General features: G+C 60.1%; 14 protein-coding genes. 12 read left to right on the forward strand and 2 right to left on the reverse strand.

The window, feature by feature from the left end; translation table 11 throughout:
- The first annotated feature begins 443 nt into the window (after positions 1–443).
- Together EN990_RS13810 and recQ are read left to right on the forward strand one after the other, a co-directional pair.
- Positions 444–1,106 (forward strand): sulfotransferase, encoded by a 663-nt coding sequence (locus tag EN990_RS13810; protein WP_244514242.1) that lies wholly within the window; start codon positions 444–446, stop codon positions 1,104–1,106.
- Entirely contained in the window at positions 1,106–2,947 is a 1,842-nt protein-coding gene (recQ, locus tag EN990_RS13815) for a DNA helicase RecQ (RefSeq protein ID WP_127368811.1), read from the forward strand. Before EN990_RS13810 ends, recQ begins: the two co-directional genes overlap by 1 nt.
- A gap of 277 nt (positions 2,948–3,224) precedes the next feature.
- Here recQ and EN990_RS13820 read toward each other — a convergent pair whose 3' ends face one another.
- The gene (locus EN990_RS13820; RefSeq protein WP_127368810.1) at positions 3,225–4,121 is read right to left on the reverse strand and encodes a LysR family transcriptional regulator; all 897 of its coding nucleotides are present in this window, start codon (positions 4,119–4,121) and stop codon (positions 3,225–3,227) included.
- A gap of 277 nt (positions 4,122–4,398) precedes the next feature.
- On the opposite strand from EN990_RS13820, the gene EN990_RS13825 reads away from it, so the two are divergent.
- Positions 4,399–5,133 carry an SDR family oxidoreductase gene (locus EN990_RS13825; RefSeq protein WP_024504244.1) on the forward strand — a complete coding sequence of 245 codons (735 nt, stop codon included), beginning with the start codon at positions 4,399–4,401 and terminating at the stop codon, positions 5,131–5,133.
- Between the two features lie 74 nt (positions 5,134–5,207).
- Entirely contained in the window at positions 5,208–5,807 is a 600-nt protein-coding gene (locus EN990_RS13830) for an NADPH-dependent F420 reductase (protein WP_013529054.1), read from the forward strand.
- A gap of 716 nt (positions 5,808–6,523) precedes the next feature.
- On the opposite strand, the gene EN990_RS13840 is transcribed toward EN990_RS13830, so the two are convergent.
- Positions 6,524–8,605, reverse strand: a complete 2,082-nt coding sequence (locus EN990_RS13840; RefSeq protein WP_013529056.1) for a sensor histidine kinase — start codon at positions 8,603–8,605, stop codon at positions 6,524–6,526.
- An 11-nt stretch (positions 8,606–8,616) separates the two neighbouring features.
- Here EN990_RS13840 and EN990_RS13845 point away from each other — a divergent pair, with 11 nt between their 5' ends.
- The 8 genes from EN990_RS13845 to EN990_RS13880 all read left to right on the forward strand — a co-directional run bounded on the left by EN990_RS13845 (position 8,617) and on the right by EN990_RS13880 (position 16,788).
- Entirely contained in the window at positions 8,617–9,330 is a 714-nt protein-coding gene (locus tag EN990_RS13845) for a response regulator transcription factor (RefSeq protein WP_127368707.1), read from the forward strand.
- 205 nt (positions 9,331–9,535) lie between these two features.
- Entirely contained in the window at positions 9,536–11,041 is a 1,506-nt protein-coding gene (locus tag EN990_RS35790) for a collagen-like protein (RefSeq protein ID WP_206519185.1), read from the forward strand.
- Between the two features lie 109 nt (positions 11,042–11,150).
- On the forward strand, positions 11,151–11,927 hold the full coding sequence (locus EN990_RS13855; RefSeq protein WP_245469182.1) for a DUF6065 family protein: 777 nt from the start codon (positions 11,151–11,153) through the stop codon (positions 11,925–11,927).
- 199 nt (positions 11,928–12,126) lie between these two features.
- Positions 12,127–12,642, forward strand: coding sequence for a L,D-transpeptidase (locus EN990_RS13860; protein WP_063169439.1), 516 nt, complete (start codon positions 12,127–12,129; stop codon positions 12,640–12,642).
- 412 nt (positions 12,643–13,054) lie between these two features.
- Positions 13,055–13,489, forward strand: coding sequence for a hypothetical protein (locus EN990_RS13865; protein WP_013529060.1), 435 nt, complete (start codon positions 13,055–13,057; stop codon positions 13,487–13,489).
- 71 nt (positions 13,490–13,560) lie between these two features.
- Positions 13,561–14,163, forward strand: a complete 603-nt coding sequence (locus tag EN990_RS13870; protein ID WP_013529061.1) for a DUF3011 domain-containing protein — start codon at positions 13,561–13,563, stop codon at positions 14,161–14,163.
- Between the two features lie 1,003 nt (positions 14,164–15,166).
- The gene (locus EN990_RS13875; RefSeq protein WP_063169437.1) at positions 15,167–16,123 is read left to right on the forward strand and encodes a DUF1403 family protein; all 957 of its coding nucleotides are present in this window, start codon (positions 15,167–15,169) and stop codon (positions 16,121–16,123) included.
- Positions 16,124–16,125: 2 nt separating this feature from the next.
- On the forward strand, positions 16,126–16,788 hold the full coding sequence (locus EN990_RS13880) for an SMC-Scp complex subunit ScpB (protein WP_063169436.1): 663 nt from the start codon (positions 16,126–16,128) through the stop codon (positions 16,786–16,788).
- Positions 16,789–17,822: the final 1,034 nt, after the last annotated feature.

Here is a 17,822-nt window from a genome sequence, read left to right on the forward strand (position 1 = left end):
CCTCCCTGGCTTGCCGGACGGAGCTTACATCGTGGTGCGTGGCGGAATCCAGCGGGGGTGCAGGTGTCCTAGGGGAAGCCGCTTTCGGATGTGCACGGCATCCGGCTGGCAGGCGCCGATGGCCGCATCAACGACAGGTTCCTGCAAAGGGGGCGTTGTGGTTGGATGACGGCTGCGCTACTCCAAAGCGTCACGCCAGAGAGTCGTCTTGACCGGTTTCCACATCCTCTCCAGTCTACGAAATTCCAGCCCGGTGTCCGCCTGATGCTGATGTCGGCGACGAGCATCTTGGCCATGGACCCCAAGCGGCGCGTTCCGCGCCGCGCGGCCCAGCGGAATTGCGGATGAAGGGCGCTCACAGGCTTGAGGCTGCGTTTGGAGCGGCTGCGCGAAGGGTTGTGCGGGAGTTTCTGCGGTTCGTGCCGCTGTCTCTGAGACAGCGCATGCAAAGACGCACATATGCACGCGCGACGCCCGCCAACAGAATTTTCATTTCGGGCTGCGCACGCAGCGGGACGACGCTGACACAGCGGCTGATGAGGTGTTTCGAGGACATTTTCGTCCATCCGCCCGAAGCGCGATACGCAATGCTGGACATGTTGGACCGGCCGGAATCGAACCTCGTCGTCAAGCGCGATGCGCGCGGTTTTGCGCATCTGGCGAAGCTACCGACCTCCATCGGCTTGATCTATTGCGCGCGCCATCCATTCGACACGCTGACAAGTTCGCATCCGCAAACACGCAACCAGCGTCGGTTCCACGTCACGCCGCAACGCTGGCTGACCGAATACGACGCGCTGATCCGGCTGAAGAAGGCACAACCGCACCGGCAGATCCTTTTCGTCCGCTACGAAGACATGATCGGCGCGCCCGATGCGCAGCAGGACAGAATCGCGCAGTCATTCGGACTGACACCGCGCATTCGTTTCAGCGAGGACCCGGACAATCCGATCCGGGTGGCTTCGTTGAGAAAATGGGAACGGAATGAAGAATTCAGGACCTATCTCGGCGGCCTGCCCCCGGCATTTCTCGCCCGCGTCCAGCGTTTCTGCGCCGAGTTCGGCTATGACATGCCAATAAGCACGCCGACCGTGGACGCGCGGTGATGCAGGCACCGGCGGCCCTCGCGACAGAAGAGCTGGATCCCAAGCGGCGCGTGCTGAAGGACGTGTTCGGCTTCGATGATTTTCGCCCCGGGCAGGCCGATGTCATGGACGCGTTGCTGGCCGGGCGTCATGTGCTGGCTGTCATGCCGACTGGTGCCGGCAAATCGCTCTGCTACCAGGTGCCGGCGCTTGTCCTGGGCGGGCTCACCATTGTCGTTTCGCCGCTGGTGGCGCTGATGCAGGATCAGGTCGCCGCCTTGCGGCTTGCCGGCGTGGCCGCCGATACGATCAATTCCTCGATCGACCGCGATGCCAATATTGCCGCATGGCGTCGCGTCGCCTCGGGCCAGACGCGCCTGCTCTATCTCGCGCCGGAGCGGTTGATGACCGAACGGATGCTCGAGGCGCTGGCCAGGCTCGATATCAGCCTGATCGCCGTCGACGAGGCGCATTGTATCTCGCAATGGGGGCCGGCGTTCCGGCGCGAATACGAGGACCTGTCGCGTCTGCGCGGCATCTTTCCCAGCGTGCCGATCATCGCGCTGACGGCAACGGCGGACGAAGGCACGCGCACCGACATCGAATCCCGGCTGTTTGCCGAGCGCGTCGAGACCCTGGTGCTGGGCTTCGACAGGCCGAACATCAAGCTTGCCATTGAGGCCAAGCAGGACAGCAAGCGGCAATTGCTGCGCTTCGTCGAGCGCCATCCCGGCCGCAGCGGCATCGTCTATTGCCTGTCGCGCAAGAAGACGGAGGAGATGGCGGCCTTCCTCGAGAAGAACGGTGTCACCGCGCTCGCCTATCATGCCGGCATGAGCAAGGAGGCGCGTGACGCCAACCAGAACAGCTTCATGACCTTGTCCGGCGTCGTCATGGTGGCGACCATCGCCTTCGGCATGGGCATCGACAAGCCTGACGTCGCCTATGTCTTCCACACCGACATGCCGGGCAGCCTGGAGGCCTACTACCAGGAGATAGGCCGCGCCGGCCGCGATGGGCGGGACGCCGAGGCGCATATGCTGTTCGGCCTGGGCGATATCCGCATGCGCAGGATGTTCATCGACGACGAGGATGCGCCGCCCGAGCACAAGAGGCGCTCGCATGGCCGGCTCGACACGCTGATCGGCTATTGCGAGACGGCGCAGTGCCGCCGCCAGGTGCTGCTCGGCTATTTCGGCGAGGAAGCGCAGCCTTGCGGCAATTGCGACACCTGCCTCGACCAGGCACCGCGCGCCGATGGCGGAGCCGAGGGTCGGATCATCCTGACGGCGATCGCCCAGAGCGGTGAGCGTTTCGGTGCCGGCCATATCATCGACATCCTGCTCGGCCATGAAACCGAGAAGGTGCTTGCCAGGAACCACCAGAGGCTCACGAGTTTCGGCAGTGGTCTGGCGCACAAGAAGGATTTCTGGCTGTCGCTGATCCGGCAACTCGTCGCCGGCGGGTTCCTGATGCCGGATCCGGCCGGTCATGGCGGCCTCGCCATCGCCGAAAAGGGTCATGCGCTTGGCCGTGGCGAGGTGCCGTTCCATTATCGTGTCGAGGTACGCAGCCGCGCCTTGCGCGGCAAGATGCGCTCCTGGCAGGATCTCGGGCAGTCGGCTGTGGACACCGGGCTACTGGCCGCGCTCAAATCCTTGCGCCTGCGGCTCGCCAAGGAGCGCCAGGTGCCGGCCTATGTGGTGTTCTCCGATCGCACGCTGATCGACATGGCCGAGCGCCGCCCGCACGACCTCGACGCCTTCGCCGAAGTGAATGGGGTTGGGGCGGCAAAGCTCAAGGAATTCGGCCAGGTTTTTCTGAGTGCGATTGCCGAGCACCGGTCGGGTGAGGCGGCCTGAGGTCAGATCAGCGACTGGTCACGCGCCGTGAAGCAGAGGGATCTTCGGAGAAGGCATCCGTTCCGAAACCTCCTGTGCCGCCGCCGCCCATTCCTCCACCGCCCATGCCCCCCCAGGGACCGATTAGTTCAACGTTTTCTGGCCGGCCGGTCGACAGATCAGGCCCAGACCGAGGCGTGCATCGACTTCATGGCCGAGCATCTGCAACCGCAATAGATGCCGCTGTCCGCTTGCAGGCACCTATCCACTGCAAGCGTCGCGGGCGACCCGCCGGGCGTCAGTCGCGCGATGTGGACAGTCCCGCGAGAAGCGGAGCGTGGGCGGCGAGCCTGCGGGATACGAACTCAGTGAAGAGCCGCACGCGCTTCGTCTTGCGTGTCTCCCCATGTGTGAGAAGCCAGAGCGTTCCGTACAGGTGCAGGTCGGTGCCCGGCACCCTCACCAGCAGGGGGTCGGCATCTCCGACGAAGCACGGCAGTGTCGTGATCCCGAGACCTTGCCGTACGGCAACGATCTGCGCCTCGGCGTCCGTGATCCTGAATGGAACTCCCGTGGTGCCAACCTCACCCGCGCTGGCCCACTCTGGAATTCCATGAACGCTTATGACGATCCACCGGATGGGATCAGGTGCGCCCGCACGCCACGCGGCCAGGCGGTCGCGGGACATGTAGACGCCGCCAAACACCTCCGCTCCCTTCAGGCCGTGAAGATTGAGCGGCAGGGTTTTGCGGTCGTAGACGACGCGGATCGCCACGTCGGCCTCTCGGTTGGTCAGATTTGCCAGTTCGCCGGACGACAGGATTTCCATCTCGATGTCTGGATGCACGTACGCGAAATCGGCGAAGTCCGGCATGAGCAGGTGCGTCGCGAGGGGCGGTGCCAGCGTCACCCGCAGAAGTCCGCGTACGCTCTGGTCGCGCCCGAAGACGCGCGTCTCCAGCTGGTGCGACGACGCTTCCATCTGGTTCGCGAGCTCGAGGACCTCCTCGCCCGCAGCGGTCAGGCGGTAGCCCGAAGGCAGCTTTTCGAACATTTGCGCCCCGAGGCGTTCCTCAAGCTGTGCGATGCGTCGCAGCACGGTCGAGTGATTCACCCCGAGCTGCGCGCCGGCAGCCCGCACCGAGCCTCCGCGTGCGACGGCTAGAAAGTAGCGAACGTCATCCCAGTCGATCATGGTGCAATCCGGCACCGCGCGGTGCGCCTTCCAAAGCCCGTATCTAACACATCCTACAGCAGTAGGGACGGGATATCGTGGCTTGTGTCGACAAGGGCGACGCTATTCCGAACGGCGGACACGGATCGTCGCGGGCTGGCGTCAATCCTGAAAGCGGATCGATTCTGCACCACCGATGTGCGCGCTTCCGCACTCACCGCGCGACCCCGGCGGGCCCATCTAGAGGTTCTCGGGGCGTCCCCGAACGACCAAAGACAGAGCCTGGAAGGATTAAGTCATGGGAAAACTGGACGGTAAGGTTGCGGTTATAACGGGTGGTGCCACCGGCATCGGCCTCGCCGCTGCAAAGCGCTTCATCGAGGAGGGCGCCTTCGTCTTCATCTTCGGCCGCCGGCAGGAAGCGCTAGACGCCGCTGTGGCCGAGCTCGGGCCCAATGCCCGCGCGGTGAAGGGCTCGGTCTCGGATGAGGCCGACCTTGATCGGCTCTACGCGGCGGTGAAGGCCGAGCGCGGAAGCCTCGACATCATCTTCGCCAACGCCGGGGTGGGAAGCCTGCTTCCGCTCGGCAAGCTCACCGCCGAGCACATTGACGAAACCTTCAACACCAATGTGAAGGGTACGATCTTCACGGTCCAGAAGGCGCTGCCGCTGATGGGCGAGGGCGGTTCGATTATCCTGACCGGATCGAGCGCCGGCACCACGGGCGCGCCCGCATTCAGCGTCTATAGCGCGAGCAAGGCGGCCGTGCGCAACCTCGCGCGGACCTGGGCGGAAGACCTGAAAGGCACCGGCATCCGGGTAAACGTGCTGTCGCCCGGGCCGACGGCGACCGAACTCGCGAAGGCAGCGATAGGCGAGGAGGGCTTGAAGGTCTTCGCCTCGATGAATCCGCTTCAGCGTATGGCCGATCCAGCGGAGATCGGGGCGGCGGCTGCGTTTCTCGCGTCGCCCGACAGCAGCTTCATGACTGCCAGCGAGGTCGCCGTCGACGGGGGCTTGGCGCAAATCTGACCCGCTACGCCCCGCCGTTCATTCCATTCGATATCCCGAGCCCGCAGGGCCTGGTAAACTGAAGGAGAGTATACATGAGCTACGCAATTATCGGCTTCGGCAAGATCGGCCAGGCTCTTGCCAAGGCATTTGCCCGCAAGGGCCTCGAAGTGTCCGTGGCAACCACGCGCGACCCGGAAAGCTTTGCATCCGACGCGGCCGCGATCGGACCCACGATCATCCCGAAAACACTGGCGGACGCCGTCAAGGCGGACATCATCTTTTTGGCTGTCCGCTTTGAATCGCACCCGGATGTCGCGAAGGCGCTGCCAAGCTGGGAAGGCAAGACGATCATCGACGCGACGAACGTGTTTCCAGTCCCCGAAGAGCTGGACGGTCTGCCGTCCTCCGCCTTCGTCGCGAAGGCGTTCACCGGCGCCAAGCTCGTCAAAGGCTTCAATCACCTGATTGCGGCCACCCTGGCTGCCGATCCGATCGTCGAGGGCGGGCACCGGGTCGTCTTTCTATCGAGCGACGACGAGGACGCGATCGCTCCCGTGGCGGCCTTGGCCAGACAACTCGGGTTCGCACCGGTCAAGCTGGGGAAGCTCAACGAGGGCGGCACGCTGGTGCACGCACGCGGCCGCACTTGGGGCCAGCTGATCTTCCAGGACCTGTTCAAGAAGGAGCAGTAACGGATTTATCGTGCGCCGACAGAGTGGCAGGCGTTCGATGCCGGCCACATCGTCGGCAACGAGCCAAGCGCGCGAAGTGACATGCTTGAAAGCTTACATCTGCCTGGGATCCTTCGGCCGACATGTGCCTGCCACCCAGGAATCGTAGTTGCAAAAGCTGATGTCCCAGCCGGCATCGCATCTTTTGGGAGTTGCCTCACGGCCGCTCGCGCGGATGGGGCCGAAGCCACCCCAACTGCCATCCGAGCCTTTGTAATTTCCCATGACGCGACAATTGCAGTTGTTTACGACGACGTTGCCGTCCATCGACACGCATGCCGATGCAACAGTGGCAAGGCTGAAGAAAGCTGCGATGGCGAGAGAGGCTTTGCGCATCGTGGTCTCCTAACTGGGTTCGGCGAACCAACCGTTACGAGATCGTGGGCCGGGCCTCTTCCCCATTTGGGCTAAACCGGCTGGTAAATTCACGGCGGCATGGCTGCGCTTGCGGACAGAAGCGATGTGCGGAGATGCCGAATGGGCCTGCCCATCGCCGAAGCTTTACGGCCTCCGCGAAGGCCAGAGTGTCCCGGCTCGAGCGGCTCTATCGCCGCCTCTCTACCAGATCCGCAAGATTTGCCGGAGGTTAACGGTAGACAATGAGCGGCCGCAACTGTGTCTCTTTCCGGCCATTTTCTTCAGTCCTGGTTCGGCCCAAAGGCCATATGTCAGGGGGATCACTTTTCAGGGGCAGGCCAGTTCCGCTCGACGGGCAGTGAGAGGCGGAATGTCGACCCGTTGACGTCGCTGGCGGCCAGTATGAGACCGCCGCCATGCTGCCGGGCGATCTCGCGTGAAATGTAGAGCCCTAAACCGGAGCCGTTTACCAGTTGGCCCGCGGCGCGATAGTACCTCATGAATATGAACTCGTGGTCGTCGGGCGCTACGCCAGAGCCCTGATCCGCCACGTGTACAAACGCCACGCCCTGCTCAGTCGACAGCCGGATCGTCACAGAGCTGGTCACCGATGAGTATTTCAGGGCGTTCTGGATCAGATTTTGTATCACAATCTCCAGCAGGTTGCGGTCACCTTTCACAATCACTTCATCGCCGTGAGTGAAGCTAACACGTCCGGCCGCAGCATCATCCAACCCCGCTTCGGCGGCGCGCAAAACCTCATTCAGGTCGAACATCTTGATCCTGGGAAGAGTTTCGTGCCCGCCATTGAGCCGGTCGAAGGCTAGGACGTTTTCAATCAGCGATGACATCCTTTTGACGGTCTGGCGGATCCTTGTGGTGCGCAACTTGATATTGTCGGCGCTTTCACCTGCAGAAGATGACAGATTGTCGGCGGCGGCAGAGATGACGGCCAACGGGCCGCGAAACTCATGAGATACCAAGGCCACAAAGTCCCGCTGCTGAGCCAGAGCATCGTTGGCGGTGTCCAGAGCCTGCCTGAGCTTGAGTTCAAGCAGGTGACGTCGATCCACTTCCACCATGAGCGAGGTGTTTCTTTCCCCAAGCTCAGCGGTCCTTTCGCGCACCTTGATAGTCAGCTCCTGCTCGGCCAAGCGCGACACTGCGATGACGCGGTCCTTTTCCTCGCTCAAGCTGCGCTCGGCAAGCCGCGTTCTCTTCGCGACGGCCGCGCTGAGCAACGCCAGGTGAATCACGGTCCCGCCGGCCAAGAATCTGGACAAAGAGCCATCCAGTTGGAACGGGTTGGCCCCAGTATACATCATCTGCATCACCAGCATGACAGAGATTACGCTCAAAAATGCAATCGCCGACAGCAGATATTGATACCGTCGCCGCACAATGAGCAGATAGAGCACCAGCAGCGAAATGAAGATGAGAGACAGCTGCTGCAGTCGCGATACGAAAAACCCGACGTCGCCGTAGCGTCCCACAATCGCAAAAGCCAAGGCGATGCCATTGAGCAGTACAACGCCCTGGGAGATGCGCCACGCCCAGATCAATTGGCGGTGAAAATCAAACAGTCTAGATAAAAATAATATCAGCACTATACTGTATAAGCAAACGATAATACCCCAAATGAGGTGTATGGTTTTCGGCTCTAGAGACCTCAGAATTTCGGATGCGTATCCCATGTGGAAGAGACTTATTAGGCCAGACTCTATGATAACCGCGATGTATAGAAGATATAAAGAATCCCGGAGCCATACGGCATACAGAAAATTGGTGAAGATCATGACGAAAATCGCGCCAACCACCATGCCCATGACCCAATCGTCGGATCGGCGATACTCTTCATAGCCTTGACTCTGCCAAAGGTTCAGCGAAGTCGTGATCGAGGTCGACGATTGGAGTCGGATGTAATAATCGGTTCGGGTGGACGGCACGGAAATTGGGAAGACGGCCGGATATGCGTCGGCGTCTGCTCCATCCCCTAGGTTGAGTCGGTCAGGGGGCAAGACCGAATAACCTCCCGCCCCGTCAGAGACATACAGCGTGATGTGTTCGATCAAGGGCCGTTCTACCTGCAGCAGCCATTGCCTTGGAGCCGTGGAGGCAGACAGGGAGAACCGGGCCCAGATTGCGCCCTTTTGATAGCCCTGCGTGAGCATCGAAGGGATGGGTTCGAACTGGATGTTGGAGCGCTTGGAAACGATATCATTGAACGTGAGCGCGCCGGTGGGATCATGAAAGATTGCGAGGTGACCGCTGAGTGAAACCGGAGCCTTGAGGCCGTCCGTCGGTTTCAGCGGAAGCGCCCATAACGTTTGCGGCACAAGACACACAAACAATATAGACAATGCGGCGAATAAATGAAATCGAATGGTATCAGATTGCTGCATGGGGTCCGTAGATGATCGGAGAAGGCTACAAGCATGGCGATGTCGTGATCTCCCCCCTTGTTTATCTTGTCGATGACGACAGGGATTTCCGCGAGGAGATGGTCTTCGGACTATCCAGATTGGGCCTGAACGTACATGGATTCCACAATGCTGCCGCCCTCTACCGAGCCTGTGCCGCCAAGCCGGCTGAAATCGTCATTCTCGACATTGGCCTGGAGGGCGAAGACGGCCTTTCCATAGCTACCCATTTGCGGGCCTTACAATCGGTCGGGATCGTCATGGCGACGGCCCGGAGTTCCATCGACGACCGGCTCAATGGTCTTGAAGCGGGCGCTGACGCTTACCTCGTCAAACCCATTGATGTTCGGGAGCTTGCTGCCACGGTGATGGCGGTCAATGAACGTCTCAACAGGCGCCGCGCCCCTTCGTGGTCTCCGGCCCCACGATGGGCCCTGGAGGAAGGCGGCTGGGTGCTTACCGACGGCATGGGCCATCGCCTTCGCTTGACCACCTCGGAACGGCATTTTTTGGAACGCTTGTTCAGTGAGCGTGGCAAGACCGTCGATCGCCGCGCGCTCGTCGAAGCCATGGGCGCAGACATCTATGACTTCAACTATGCCCACCTGGACACCATCGTGAGCCGGCTGCGTCGAAGAGCCAAGAAATCCGACATGCTTCTCCCCTTGCACGCAATTCGCGGGTCAGGCTTCGCCTTCCCCGATTAGAATGATCGTGCCGACCCTGTCCAGAGAGAAGATTGCCGATCTCATCAATTTGGAAGATGACAGGGAAGGAATTCGAGAAGCATCCTCAAGCGACTGACAGTAAGTGTAAGGATATGACAGTTACTGCGATTGTGAATAATCGCGAGATTAATTACTTCAAGGAAAGGGTTGGATAAATCCGCATTCGTTAGATGGCTCGCATTCTATGCATAATCGAACAGGAATGTATCGTGCGCATGGCGAGGTAGATAACGAGGGCGGCGGTGCGCAGAAGGGGTGCGGGATGCGGCAGCATAAGAGAATTTTATTTGCCAGTTGTTCTATTCTAACGTTCGCATCCATCTATGTCGCGATTACCCCCGCGCTAGCCGGGGCGCCAAGCAACGAACAACTCTATCAGATGATTTTGGACCTGCAGCGAAATCAGAAGCAGATGGCGCGCAAACTTGAGGCCGCCTACGCCGAGACTGCTCAGGTTAAAGAAGAATTGGCCACCCTCAGGGGTTCGGTGGCCCAGAGTCGCGAGATGGCTGCGCTATCCTCGGTTGAGAGGCGCATGTACCTGTCAAATCCGCAATCCGACACTCGTGCCGTTGCCGCGCCCAATGTGCGTGTCGGATTCGGCGCGGGAACCAACGGTCACGACCCGTATGCCTTTACCGACGGTTCCGTGGCGCTCCCGCTCGGTGAAAAATACGGCTTCCAGGTCGATGCGATTGGTGGCGTGACGCCAAACAGTAACTTCACAGGTGCCGCCGCGCATCTGTTCCGCCGTGATCCGAAAGTTGGGGCGCTGGGTCTGTATGGAAGCTACCTTCACGGCGGAGGTGGTTACGATGATGGTGGAGTTCTTGAAAACGGTTATGTCGAAGGCAAGCTCGGCGTTGAAGGCCAGTACTATCTGGGCCGGGTCACGCTTGAGGGACTTGCCGGTATAGAATGGAACTCACTTGAAGAGGACGTCAGCCCGTTCGCCGAAGGCAGGGTCGGGTACTATCCTACGGATAACTTCAAGGTTAATGGCGGCCTGCGTCATCGCGACGCCTTTGGTGGTAGAACGCAACTTGTTGGCGGCGCCGAGTACCTGACCGAGTTCGGAAGCGGGATAGCGACTTCTATCTACAGTGATTTCAGCTTCGATCTGACGAACAGCGACGTCTCCTCAAGCGGCGATTTTTCTGCGATGGCCGGTTTGAGATTCCACTTCGGCACCAATGGCGATCGAAGCGCCCCGAAGACAGTCTTCTGCAAGGATCCGGACCAGAATTTCGAGTGCGCGGTCACAGATGGTCAGAACGATTATTATGCCGACAAGCCAGGTCGTTCCTTGATTCAGCGTGATCGTGGCGACTTCCTTCCATCGCACATCGTAAAAGACGTTGGCAACTTGCCGACGCCTTCCACCAATGTTTGGGGACAGCCGGGGGCGCCTGGCGCACCCGGCGAGGCTGGTACGCCTGGAGTGCCCGGCGCGTCTGGACCTCCCGGCGCGCCCGGCGCGGAGGGACCTGGCGGACCTGCTGGGCCTGTCGGACTGCCCGGATCGGACGGGACACCTGGAGCGCCCGGCGATACCGGCGCGTCTGGACCTCCCGGCGCGCCCGGTGCGGAGGGACCTAGCGGACCTGCCGGACCTGCGGGACCGGAGGGACCTGCCGGACCGGTGGGGCCGGTGGGACCGGAGGGACCTACCGGACCGGCAGGCCCATAGTGCCCCCTTCTATCCTGGTCATGCCGCTACGGTTGGCGACGTGATCAGCAACTTAGAATCGAATCGTTTGAGGATAGCGGAGAGTATGACCGGCCCTCGTCTTGACTGCATGATCCAGGCTCCGAACCCGCCTGAGCTTGTCGCCGCGGAGGGGACGCGAGATTGGATGGATGCGACCGACCAGCATTTCGCCTACCGCTGCACGCCGCTTTCAATCGCCAATGCCAGCGGATGGGAATTGCTGAACCCCATAAATGTGACTGTTACTTGGAACGGATACAACACTACAAAAGACGTCGCCTTCCATGTAAACGAACCGAACGTCACGCACCGATTCATCAGCTCGACCTTCGGGCACGGCATAGTAACCTTTCATCCGGGTTACGTGTTTCGCACCGAGCCGGGCTGGATGGTGTGGGCTCGCGGCTCTCCCAACCGGATGAAGGACGGAATCGCGCCCCTGGACGGCTTGGTGGAAACCAACTGGCTGCCGTTCAGTTTCACCATGAATTGGCGCTTCACCCGCCCTGGGTCTGTCACTTTTGCCAAGGGCGAGCCATTCTGTTTCGTCACCATGATGCCAAGTGTCGCTATCGAGCAGGTGCAGCCGGTCATTCGTCCGATGGAGGACGATCCTGAGTTCCATAAAGAACATAAGGTTTGGAATAGCGAACGTCGACGGTTTTCGGCCGGCCTGCAGATGAACGACGAGCTTACCAAGGAGATGAAGTGGCAGAAGCACTATCTGCAGGGTGTTTCGCCGACGGGGAAATCGGTCGCGGATGACACTCACCGAGTAAAGCGAACTCTAAAGCGGCCGATCCACATCGACCAGTTGCGGGCCCAGGAAAAAGGTTCGCCAGTAGATGAAGCTAGCCAAGAGTAAGCGGCCTGTGCGCATTCCTCCAGTTGGATCGCTAGCATTTGGCCGTTCGATTAACGGGTCGGTTTCGAGCAGAGACGAAAGACCGGAATGCATCCGCCAGTTCGTGCGGTCGGGCTTTGTATTGGCGCTGGCGGCGCTCCTTGTCGGTTGCCTGGCGGATGGAAAAGGTAGCCCGAATACGGCTACAGAGTTAGTTCGCGTGAAAGCCGCTTACGCGAGGGAGCCGCATGAGGTCTTCATCGTCGATCGCAGCAAGTTTGACCAACGCTTTCTGCCTGTCGATGTGACGCCCCCGGAACGCTTGCCTGCCGGTACGGTGTTGATCGATACACGGCAGAGGTTCCTCTATCTATACCGCCTCAATGGGATGGCGCGGCGCTATGGTGTCGCCGTCGGGGCTAGTGGTTACAGTTGGTCGGGCATTGCCAGCGTAGGGCGTAAGGCGGAGTGGCCCGCATGGCATCCGACTGACGACATGCGTAACCAGTCGCCCGACCTGCCGCGCATGATCAGGCCCGGCACGCACAATCCGCTCGGCGCGCGAGCTCTCTATCTGTACAAGAACGGCGTGGATACGCTTTATCGTATCCACGGCACCTCAGAGCCCTGGACCATAGGAACTGAAGCGTCCTCAGGGTGCATTCGCATGCTCAACGAGGATGTGATCGAACTCTACAGTCTGGTGCCGAAGGGAGCAAAGGTCATCGTGAAGTGAAGCGAATTGAACAGGCACAGGCCAACGCTTGCTGTCGGATGCCGTTGGACAATACCCACGCCGGTGGCACAGGTGACGGCAGATTTCTGCTTCTATCCATATGGCGTCATAGAGGGAGAATTTAAGACATAGGCGTCGCTGCTCGTATCGATATCACTCGCGAATAAGGTTTTGGATACCTTAACCGTCATCTCTGTCCGTCATAATCGACGTTTAGGTATTCTTTTTTACACCTTTTGCGTGTATTGAAATAAAAAAATTCAATGGACGCGTCTATATGTCAGTTCTCGTCAGTGACGGCATGCCATTCGTCTTCCCGTTCGCCGTCGGCATCAGTCAGGGCGCGAATGTCCGAAGGACAAATCCAGGCTGATGGGTTGGCAATTGAACGCACCGAGTGAAAGGACCTATGATGAGGCGCTCTCTATTCATGCTGGTTTCCGCCGCGCTATTGAGTACCGCCGTTGCGGGTCCAGCGGCAGCGCAGACCGCCGCTGAAACAAACCAGACCCTTGACGCGCTGTTCGGCAGTCACACAACCTATCAGCAGTTTTTCGACAAGCTGCAGAAGGCTGTCAGTGCCGGTGACAAGCAGACCGTCGCGTCGATGATCGATTATCCCTTCCGCGCCCGGATCGGCGGCAAGGCGATCAAGATAAACGACGCCGCGCATTTCGTGACGGATTACGACAAGATCGTTACCGCCAAGGTCAAACAGACCGTCCTCAAGCAGACCTACCCGACGCTGTTCGCCAATTGGCAAGGCGTCTCAATCGGTGATGGCGAGGTCTGGTTCTCCGGCGTCGGAGACGGCAACACCATCAAGATCACCGCGATCAACGACTGACACCTGGCGGAAGAAATTCCATTTCGATGACACCGACGCAACCGGTCGTTGACCACTCCGGAGGGGTTCACATGCTACGTTACATGTTCATTGCTTTGCTCGCGCTCGGCTCATCGTGGATGATCTCTGATGCCCGCGCACAATCGACTGTCGAATGCCAATCGAGGCACTATCAGTATGGCGAATGCTGGGCGGGCCCGCTGAGCAAGCCGCAACTCATTCATCAGACTTCTGGAAGTCCTTGTATTTTGAACCGGACCTGGGGCTACAATCCACGCAGCAAATATATTTGGGTCGCGCAAGGCTGCTCCGGAATTTTCGCCGATGTCGGCGGCTACCACCATGGACGTGGCGACAGCTTTGATCCCAATGCCCGCATGTATGACCATCGCGGTCATGACGTCGGCGCAGTGGTTGGCGGAGCTATTCTCGGCGCTCTGATCGAGGGGATGGCGGACGATCATCACAATCGACGGCACACGACGAGCAACTACCGCCCCGATAGCAGCTACAATGGTTGTCATGGCATGGGATGCAAGGTCGACAATCCTGACCAGGCAATCGATACCCGACCGCAATTTGACAGGCAGGGAGAGCCAAACTTTGATGTGCATGGCAACTACCAAGGATGCCATGGTGCAGGCTGCCTTGTCGACAATCCTGACGCGGAGTGAATTGAAGGACGAAGGAAGCCGGTCACGATTGTCAAAGCGGGGCTCTTAAATCTTTCCCGCAGCATCAATCTTGATCTTCATCCTGGCATCACCACGGCAGACTTCGTTCACCTGCTTCTTGGTTTCTCCTCGAAGCGGTGGAGGCAGCCGAACATGTTCTCTATCTCCTCCTGCATCGTGGCAGCGGCTGAGACGATAAGATCGAGGTTCTTATGATGTCGATCCATAGGGGCTTGTGCGGAAGCCTCTTTGTACCAAGAAATGCACCAAAAGAGAGCCGATATTCGGAAAAATCGTTGCGAATCAGGCCGTTATGGGAAATCGATGGCGGAGAGGATGGCGGAGAGGGAGGGATTCCCTTTCACCTCTATGATACTGAAAATACTAGTCTTTTCGCGCTTTTTGTTACACAGTTTGTTACACAGCTACAACTACGATTTATAACCGCTCTAAGCTCGCAGCTTTTGGGCTCGCCTGCCCAATCCATCCGATCTGTCGAAACCGATGGCTTGTAGGACACTCCCGCGTGTGTACGTTGGGGCTTGGGTCAGAAGGTGACCCACAGCAAAGACGGGAGCGCCGCAGCGCAAAAGATCTCATCGGTCAAGGAACAGATAGTGAAGTAGCCTGTGACAATCGGCGCCAGCATCACCTCCAAAGCCGACCAGGAAAAACCCGCAAAAAACGTCGCCCTCAGATACCCCGTCGGCAATGAATATGGGACCGAAGTTGCGCGGCAGATCGGGCGTTAGATGCCTTCATGACATCTGAACCTGAGCAGGCTCCTACGCCGCGAGCCGGCACATTTCCGAACGGAGTTTCGTCCGGCTGCGCAAAAAGGTGCCCTGTCGAGACTTACTTGTTGGCCAAATGGCTTAGCAGGGACGAACTCGTGAAGAGATTGATAATGCAACACTATCAGTCGTTGTGCTGATCCGACAGGCTGTGCGTTTTGGCACGAAAATCATGGCGAAAAGCGCACCGGCACTTTACTCTCCAAATTATGATTCGCCTCGATCCCGCGACCGCCAGCTCCTCTGCGCCGCCCTCCGTTCCCGCGTGGGCGATCACAAGCGCCGGCGCGCCGAGTGACGGCGACGCCGCCTTCCGGGCCGGCGCCGCCCTGGGTGCCCTCGACACGCTCGCCCGCGCGCAGGCAGCCTGGGCCGGCGCTTGGCGGCAGCGGCTGGCGGTTCGCTGCGCCGCCTCCAGCATGCGGCTCGCCGGCCGCGCCGAGGATGCGGCCGCCTTGCGCGATGCCTGGCATTTGCGTCCCCTACGTGCTGACCCCGGTCCCGCAGGCGCCGTCTTTGGCGCCTGGCGGCAGTTGGCCAGGCAGCCGCCCGCCGCTACGCCCGGCCGGCTCGGGAAGATACTCGACCAGCTTGGCCTCCATTGGGACGGCGCCGCGCTCGCCGACCTTTGCACGCAGATCGAAAAACTCGGGGTATCCCAGCGGTCGGCGCCATTCGACGCCGCGGCGATCGCCGCTGAGGTCGTCGCCATGCGTCCCGATGCCGAAGTCTTTGGCTGGTGGCTCGCCGACCTGGTACTGGCGCAACGCCTGGGCTGGCCGCAGCCCCTGCCGCTCCTAATGGCGCAGGGTTTTGGACCATCTTTCCGCACCGAGGCCGGCGGTGGCCGGCGCATCCGGCCCGGGGACAAGAATTTTGAGCGGGCGGTTTGCATCGCGCTCGTCGCGGCCGCCGCGGACGCTTGTCGGTTGGCCGCCGAGCTGTCGCGCCGGGCCGAAAAACTCCTGGCGGTGGCGCCGAAACTGCGCGCCAAAGGCGCCGGCGACGTAATCTTTCTGCTGCTCAGTGAAGACGCCGTGTCCGGATCGCTGACGACGGACAATCTGTCGCGCTTTGCATCGCGACGGCTGTTCGAACGGCTGCAGCAACTGGAGGTCGTGCGCGAGCTCTCCGGCCGCCCCACATTCCGGCTGTTCGGGCTGTAGCGATGAGCGAAGCGTCCGCCCGCCGCAAGCCAAACGATCAGCCGGCGCTGCTCGACACCGAACTGGAACATCTGCCGCCGGAGCTGCGCTGGTGCGAATGGATGGCCCGCGTCGAAGCGGTGATCTTTGCGGCAAATGAACCGGTGACACGTAGTGTCCTCGCGCGGGTGGTGGGAAAAAACTGCAATATCGAGCTGATCATCGACGACATTCGCGCCGAACTCGCCGGCCGCCCTTACGAGCTGGTCGCGGTCGCCGGCGGCTGGCAGCACCGGACCAAAAAGGTTTTTGGCGACGCCATTCACGCAGCCTTCGGCACGGCAGCGGGCGAGGGAGCAAAAGAACTGTCGCAGGCGGAGGCGCTTGTCTTGATGTGCATTGCCTATTTCCAGCCGATCACCCGTGGCGAGCTGTCGAGCTTTTTCGGCAAGGAGGTGTCACGTGACCTGATCGGCGTGCTGCGCGCTGAGCAGCTGGTCGCCTCGGGGCCGCGCAGCCCGCAGCCGGGCGCGCCCTACACCTATGTGACGACCAAAACTTTTCTGTCGCAGTTCGGGCTCGACACGCTGCGCCAGCTGCCGGATTTCGAGGCGCTCGAGGACGCCGGGCTGCTGTCGAAGGAGAAGCTGCTGGATCATCCCAGGGTTTGCAGATATCGACGATGATGGCGCCAGCGCCGCGCTCGACGAATAGATGATCCCATCACGGCGGGACACACGCGATCTCGCCGCTCGTCACATAGAAGATTGCGCCACGCACGCCGTCTGGTCTCGCCGGCTGGGTCCTTCGCGTGACGGAAGGGAGGTGGCGGCACGCGTCCGCTTGTCGATGAAGGATAAGCGAACAGGCAATTGATCGAGCCTGGTCGCACATGTCGATCACCATTGAGAGCTCTCGAAGGGAGAAAGTTCAATTGAACCACGTCTACCTTGAGCTTCTCGCGACGATTGAGGCGTTAAGATCCAGCCCATCGGGGCGACCATTCAGACGCTGATGGACAAGGTTCGCGACCTTTCACAGACGATCAAAGCCCTGAAAGACGATCTCCACCAGACAGCCGGCTATGGCCTGCTAAGAACCTAGCCAGCCGGCGAGTGCCCATCCCGGCCATTGTCAGCGAGGCGGCCATCCCAACAAGATCGCCTTGCCGCCACCGCCAATGGCGGATGCTGACAGCAGCGCCATAAGAACGCCAACGTAGATGGGGAAGATCATCCTCGGGCTATTCGTCCTTCCAAATGACAGTCTTCCCCCGAAAATCCCAATGAAATTTGAGGTTGGCTTTCAGTACCTCGGTGGGGATCCTCGGCTCGATCGCTGTGTGGAGAGCGTTATACGTTTCTCGGCAGAAGCTCGGCGGCGGGACATTCAGCTTGTACCCCGACGGGTACCTAAAATCTTGCTGAGAATTCATCAGGTCAAGGTTGTTGGCAATCATCTTCACGTTCCCAATCGGCGGCATTCCTAGGGCCACTGCGGCTTCGTAAATGTCCTCGATCTTGTGACCGAAGCCGAGCCGGAGACCGCGTTTCGACACGCCCTTTGAAGCTAGATACGCTTTCAAGAGGAGTTCTAGGTGTGAGCTTTCGAGAGGTTGTCCATTCGGACCGGACCGAGGAGACTGGAGTTACCACGCTTCAGCATCCATCGGAGGGTCCGAATGAACATCCACAAGAATGCCCGTCTCACACCGCTGCGT

Origin of the sequence: Mesorhizobium sp. M7A.F.Ca.US.005.03.1.1, assembly GCF_003997975.1 — a bacterium.
In the GTDB taxonomy this organism is placed as follows: Bacteria; Pseudomonadota; Alphaproteobacteria; order Rhizobiales; family Rhizobiaceae; genus Mesorhizobium; species Mesorhizobium ciceri.

What these genes read in the sequence shown, in the direction of transcription:
- EN990_RS13810 (WP_244514242.1), top strand. Translation starts at nt 444, where the DNA reads ATGCAAAGACGCACATATGCACGCGCGACGCCCGCCAACAGAATTTTC.
- recQ (WP_127368811.1), top strand. Translation starts at nt 1,106, where the DNA reads ATGCAGGCACCGGCGGCCCTCGCGACAGAAGAGCTGGATCCCAAGCGG.
- EN990_RS13820 (WP_127368810.1), bottom strand. Translation starts at nt 4,121, where the DNA reads ATGATCGACTGGGATGACGTTCGCTACTTTCTAGCCGTCGCACGCGGA.
- EN990_RS13825 (WP_024504244.1), top strand. Translation starts at nt 4,399, where the DNA reads ATGGGAAAACTGGACGGTAAGGTTGCGGTTATAACGGGTGGTGCCACC.
- EN990_RS13830 (WP_013529054.1), top strand. Translation starts at nt 5,208, where the DNA reads ATGAGCTACGCAATTATCGGCTTCGGCAAGATCGGCCAGGCTCTTGCC.
- EN990_RS13840 (WP_013529056.1), bottom strand. Translation starts at nt 8,605, where the DNA reads ATGCAGCAATCTGATACCATTCGATTTCATTTATTCGCCGCATTGTCT.
- EN990_RS13845 (WP_127368707.1), top strand. Translation starts at nt 8,617, where the DNA reads ATGATCGGAGAAGGCTACAAGCATGGCGATGTCGTGATCTCCCCCCTT.
- EN990_RS35790 (WP_206519185.1), top strand. Translation starts at nt 9,536, where the DNA reads ATGCATAATCGAACAGGAATGTATCGTGCGCATGGCGAGGTAGATAAC.
- EN990_RS13855 (WP_245469182.1), top strand. Translation starts at nt 11,151, where the DNA reads ATGATCCAGGCTCCGAACCCGCCTGAGCTTGTCGCCGCGGAGGGGACG.
- EN990_RS13865 (WP_013529060.1), top strand. Translation starts at nt 13,055, where the DNA reads ATGAGGCGCTCTCTATTCATGCTGGTTTCCGCCGCGCTATTGAGTACC.
- EN990_RS13870 (WP_013529061.1), top strand. Translation starts at nt 13,561, where the DNA reads ATGCTACGTTACATGTTCATTGCTTTGCTCGCGCTCGGCTCATCGTGG.
- EN990_RS13875 (WP_063169437.1), top strand. Translation starts at nt 15,167, where the DNA reads ATGATTCGCCTCGATCCCGCGACCGCCAGCTCCTCTGCGCCGCCCTCC.
- EN990_RS13880 (WP_063169436.1), top strand. Translation starts at nt 16,126, where the DNA reads ATGAGCGAAGCGTCCGCCCGCCGCAAGCCAAACGATCAGCCGGCGCTG.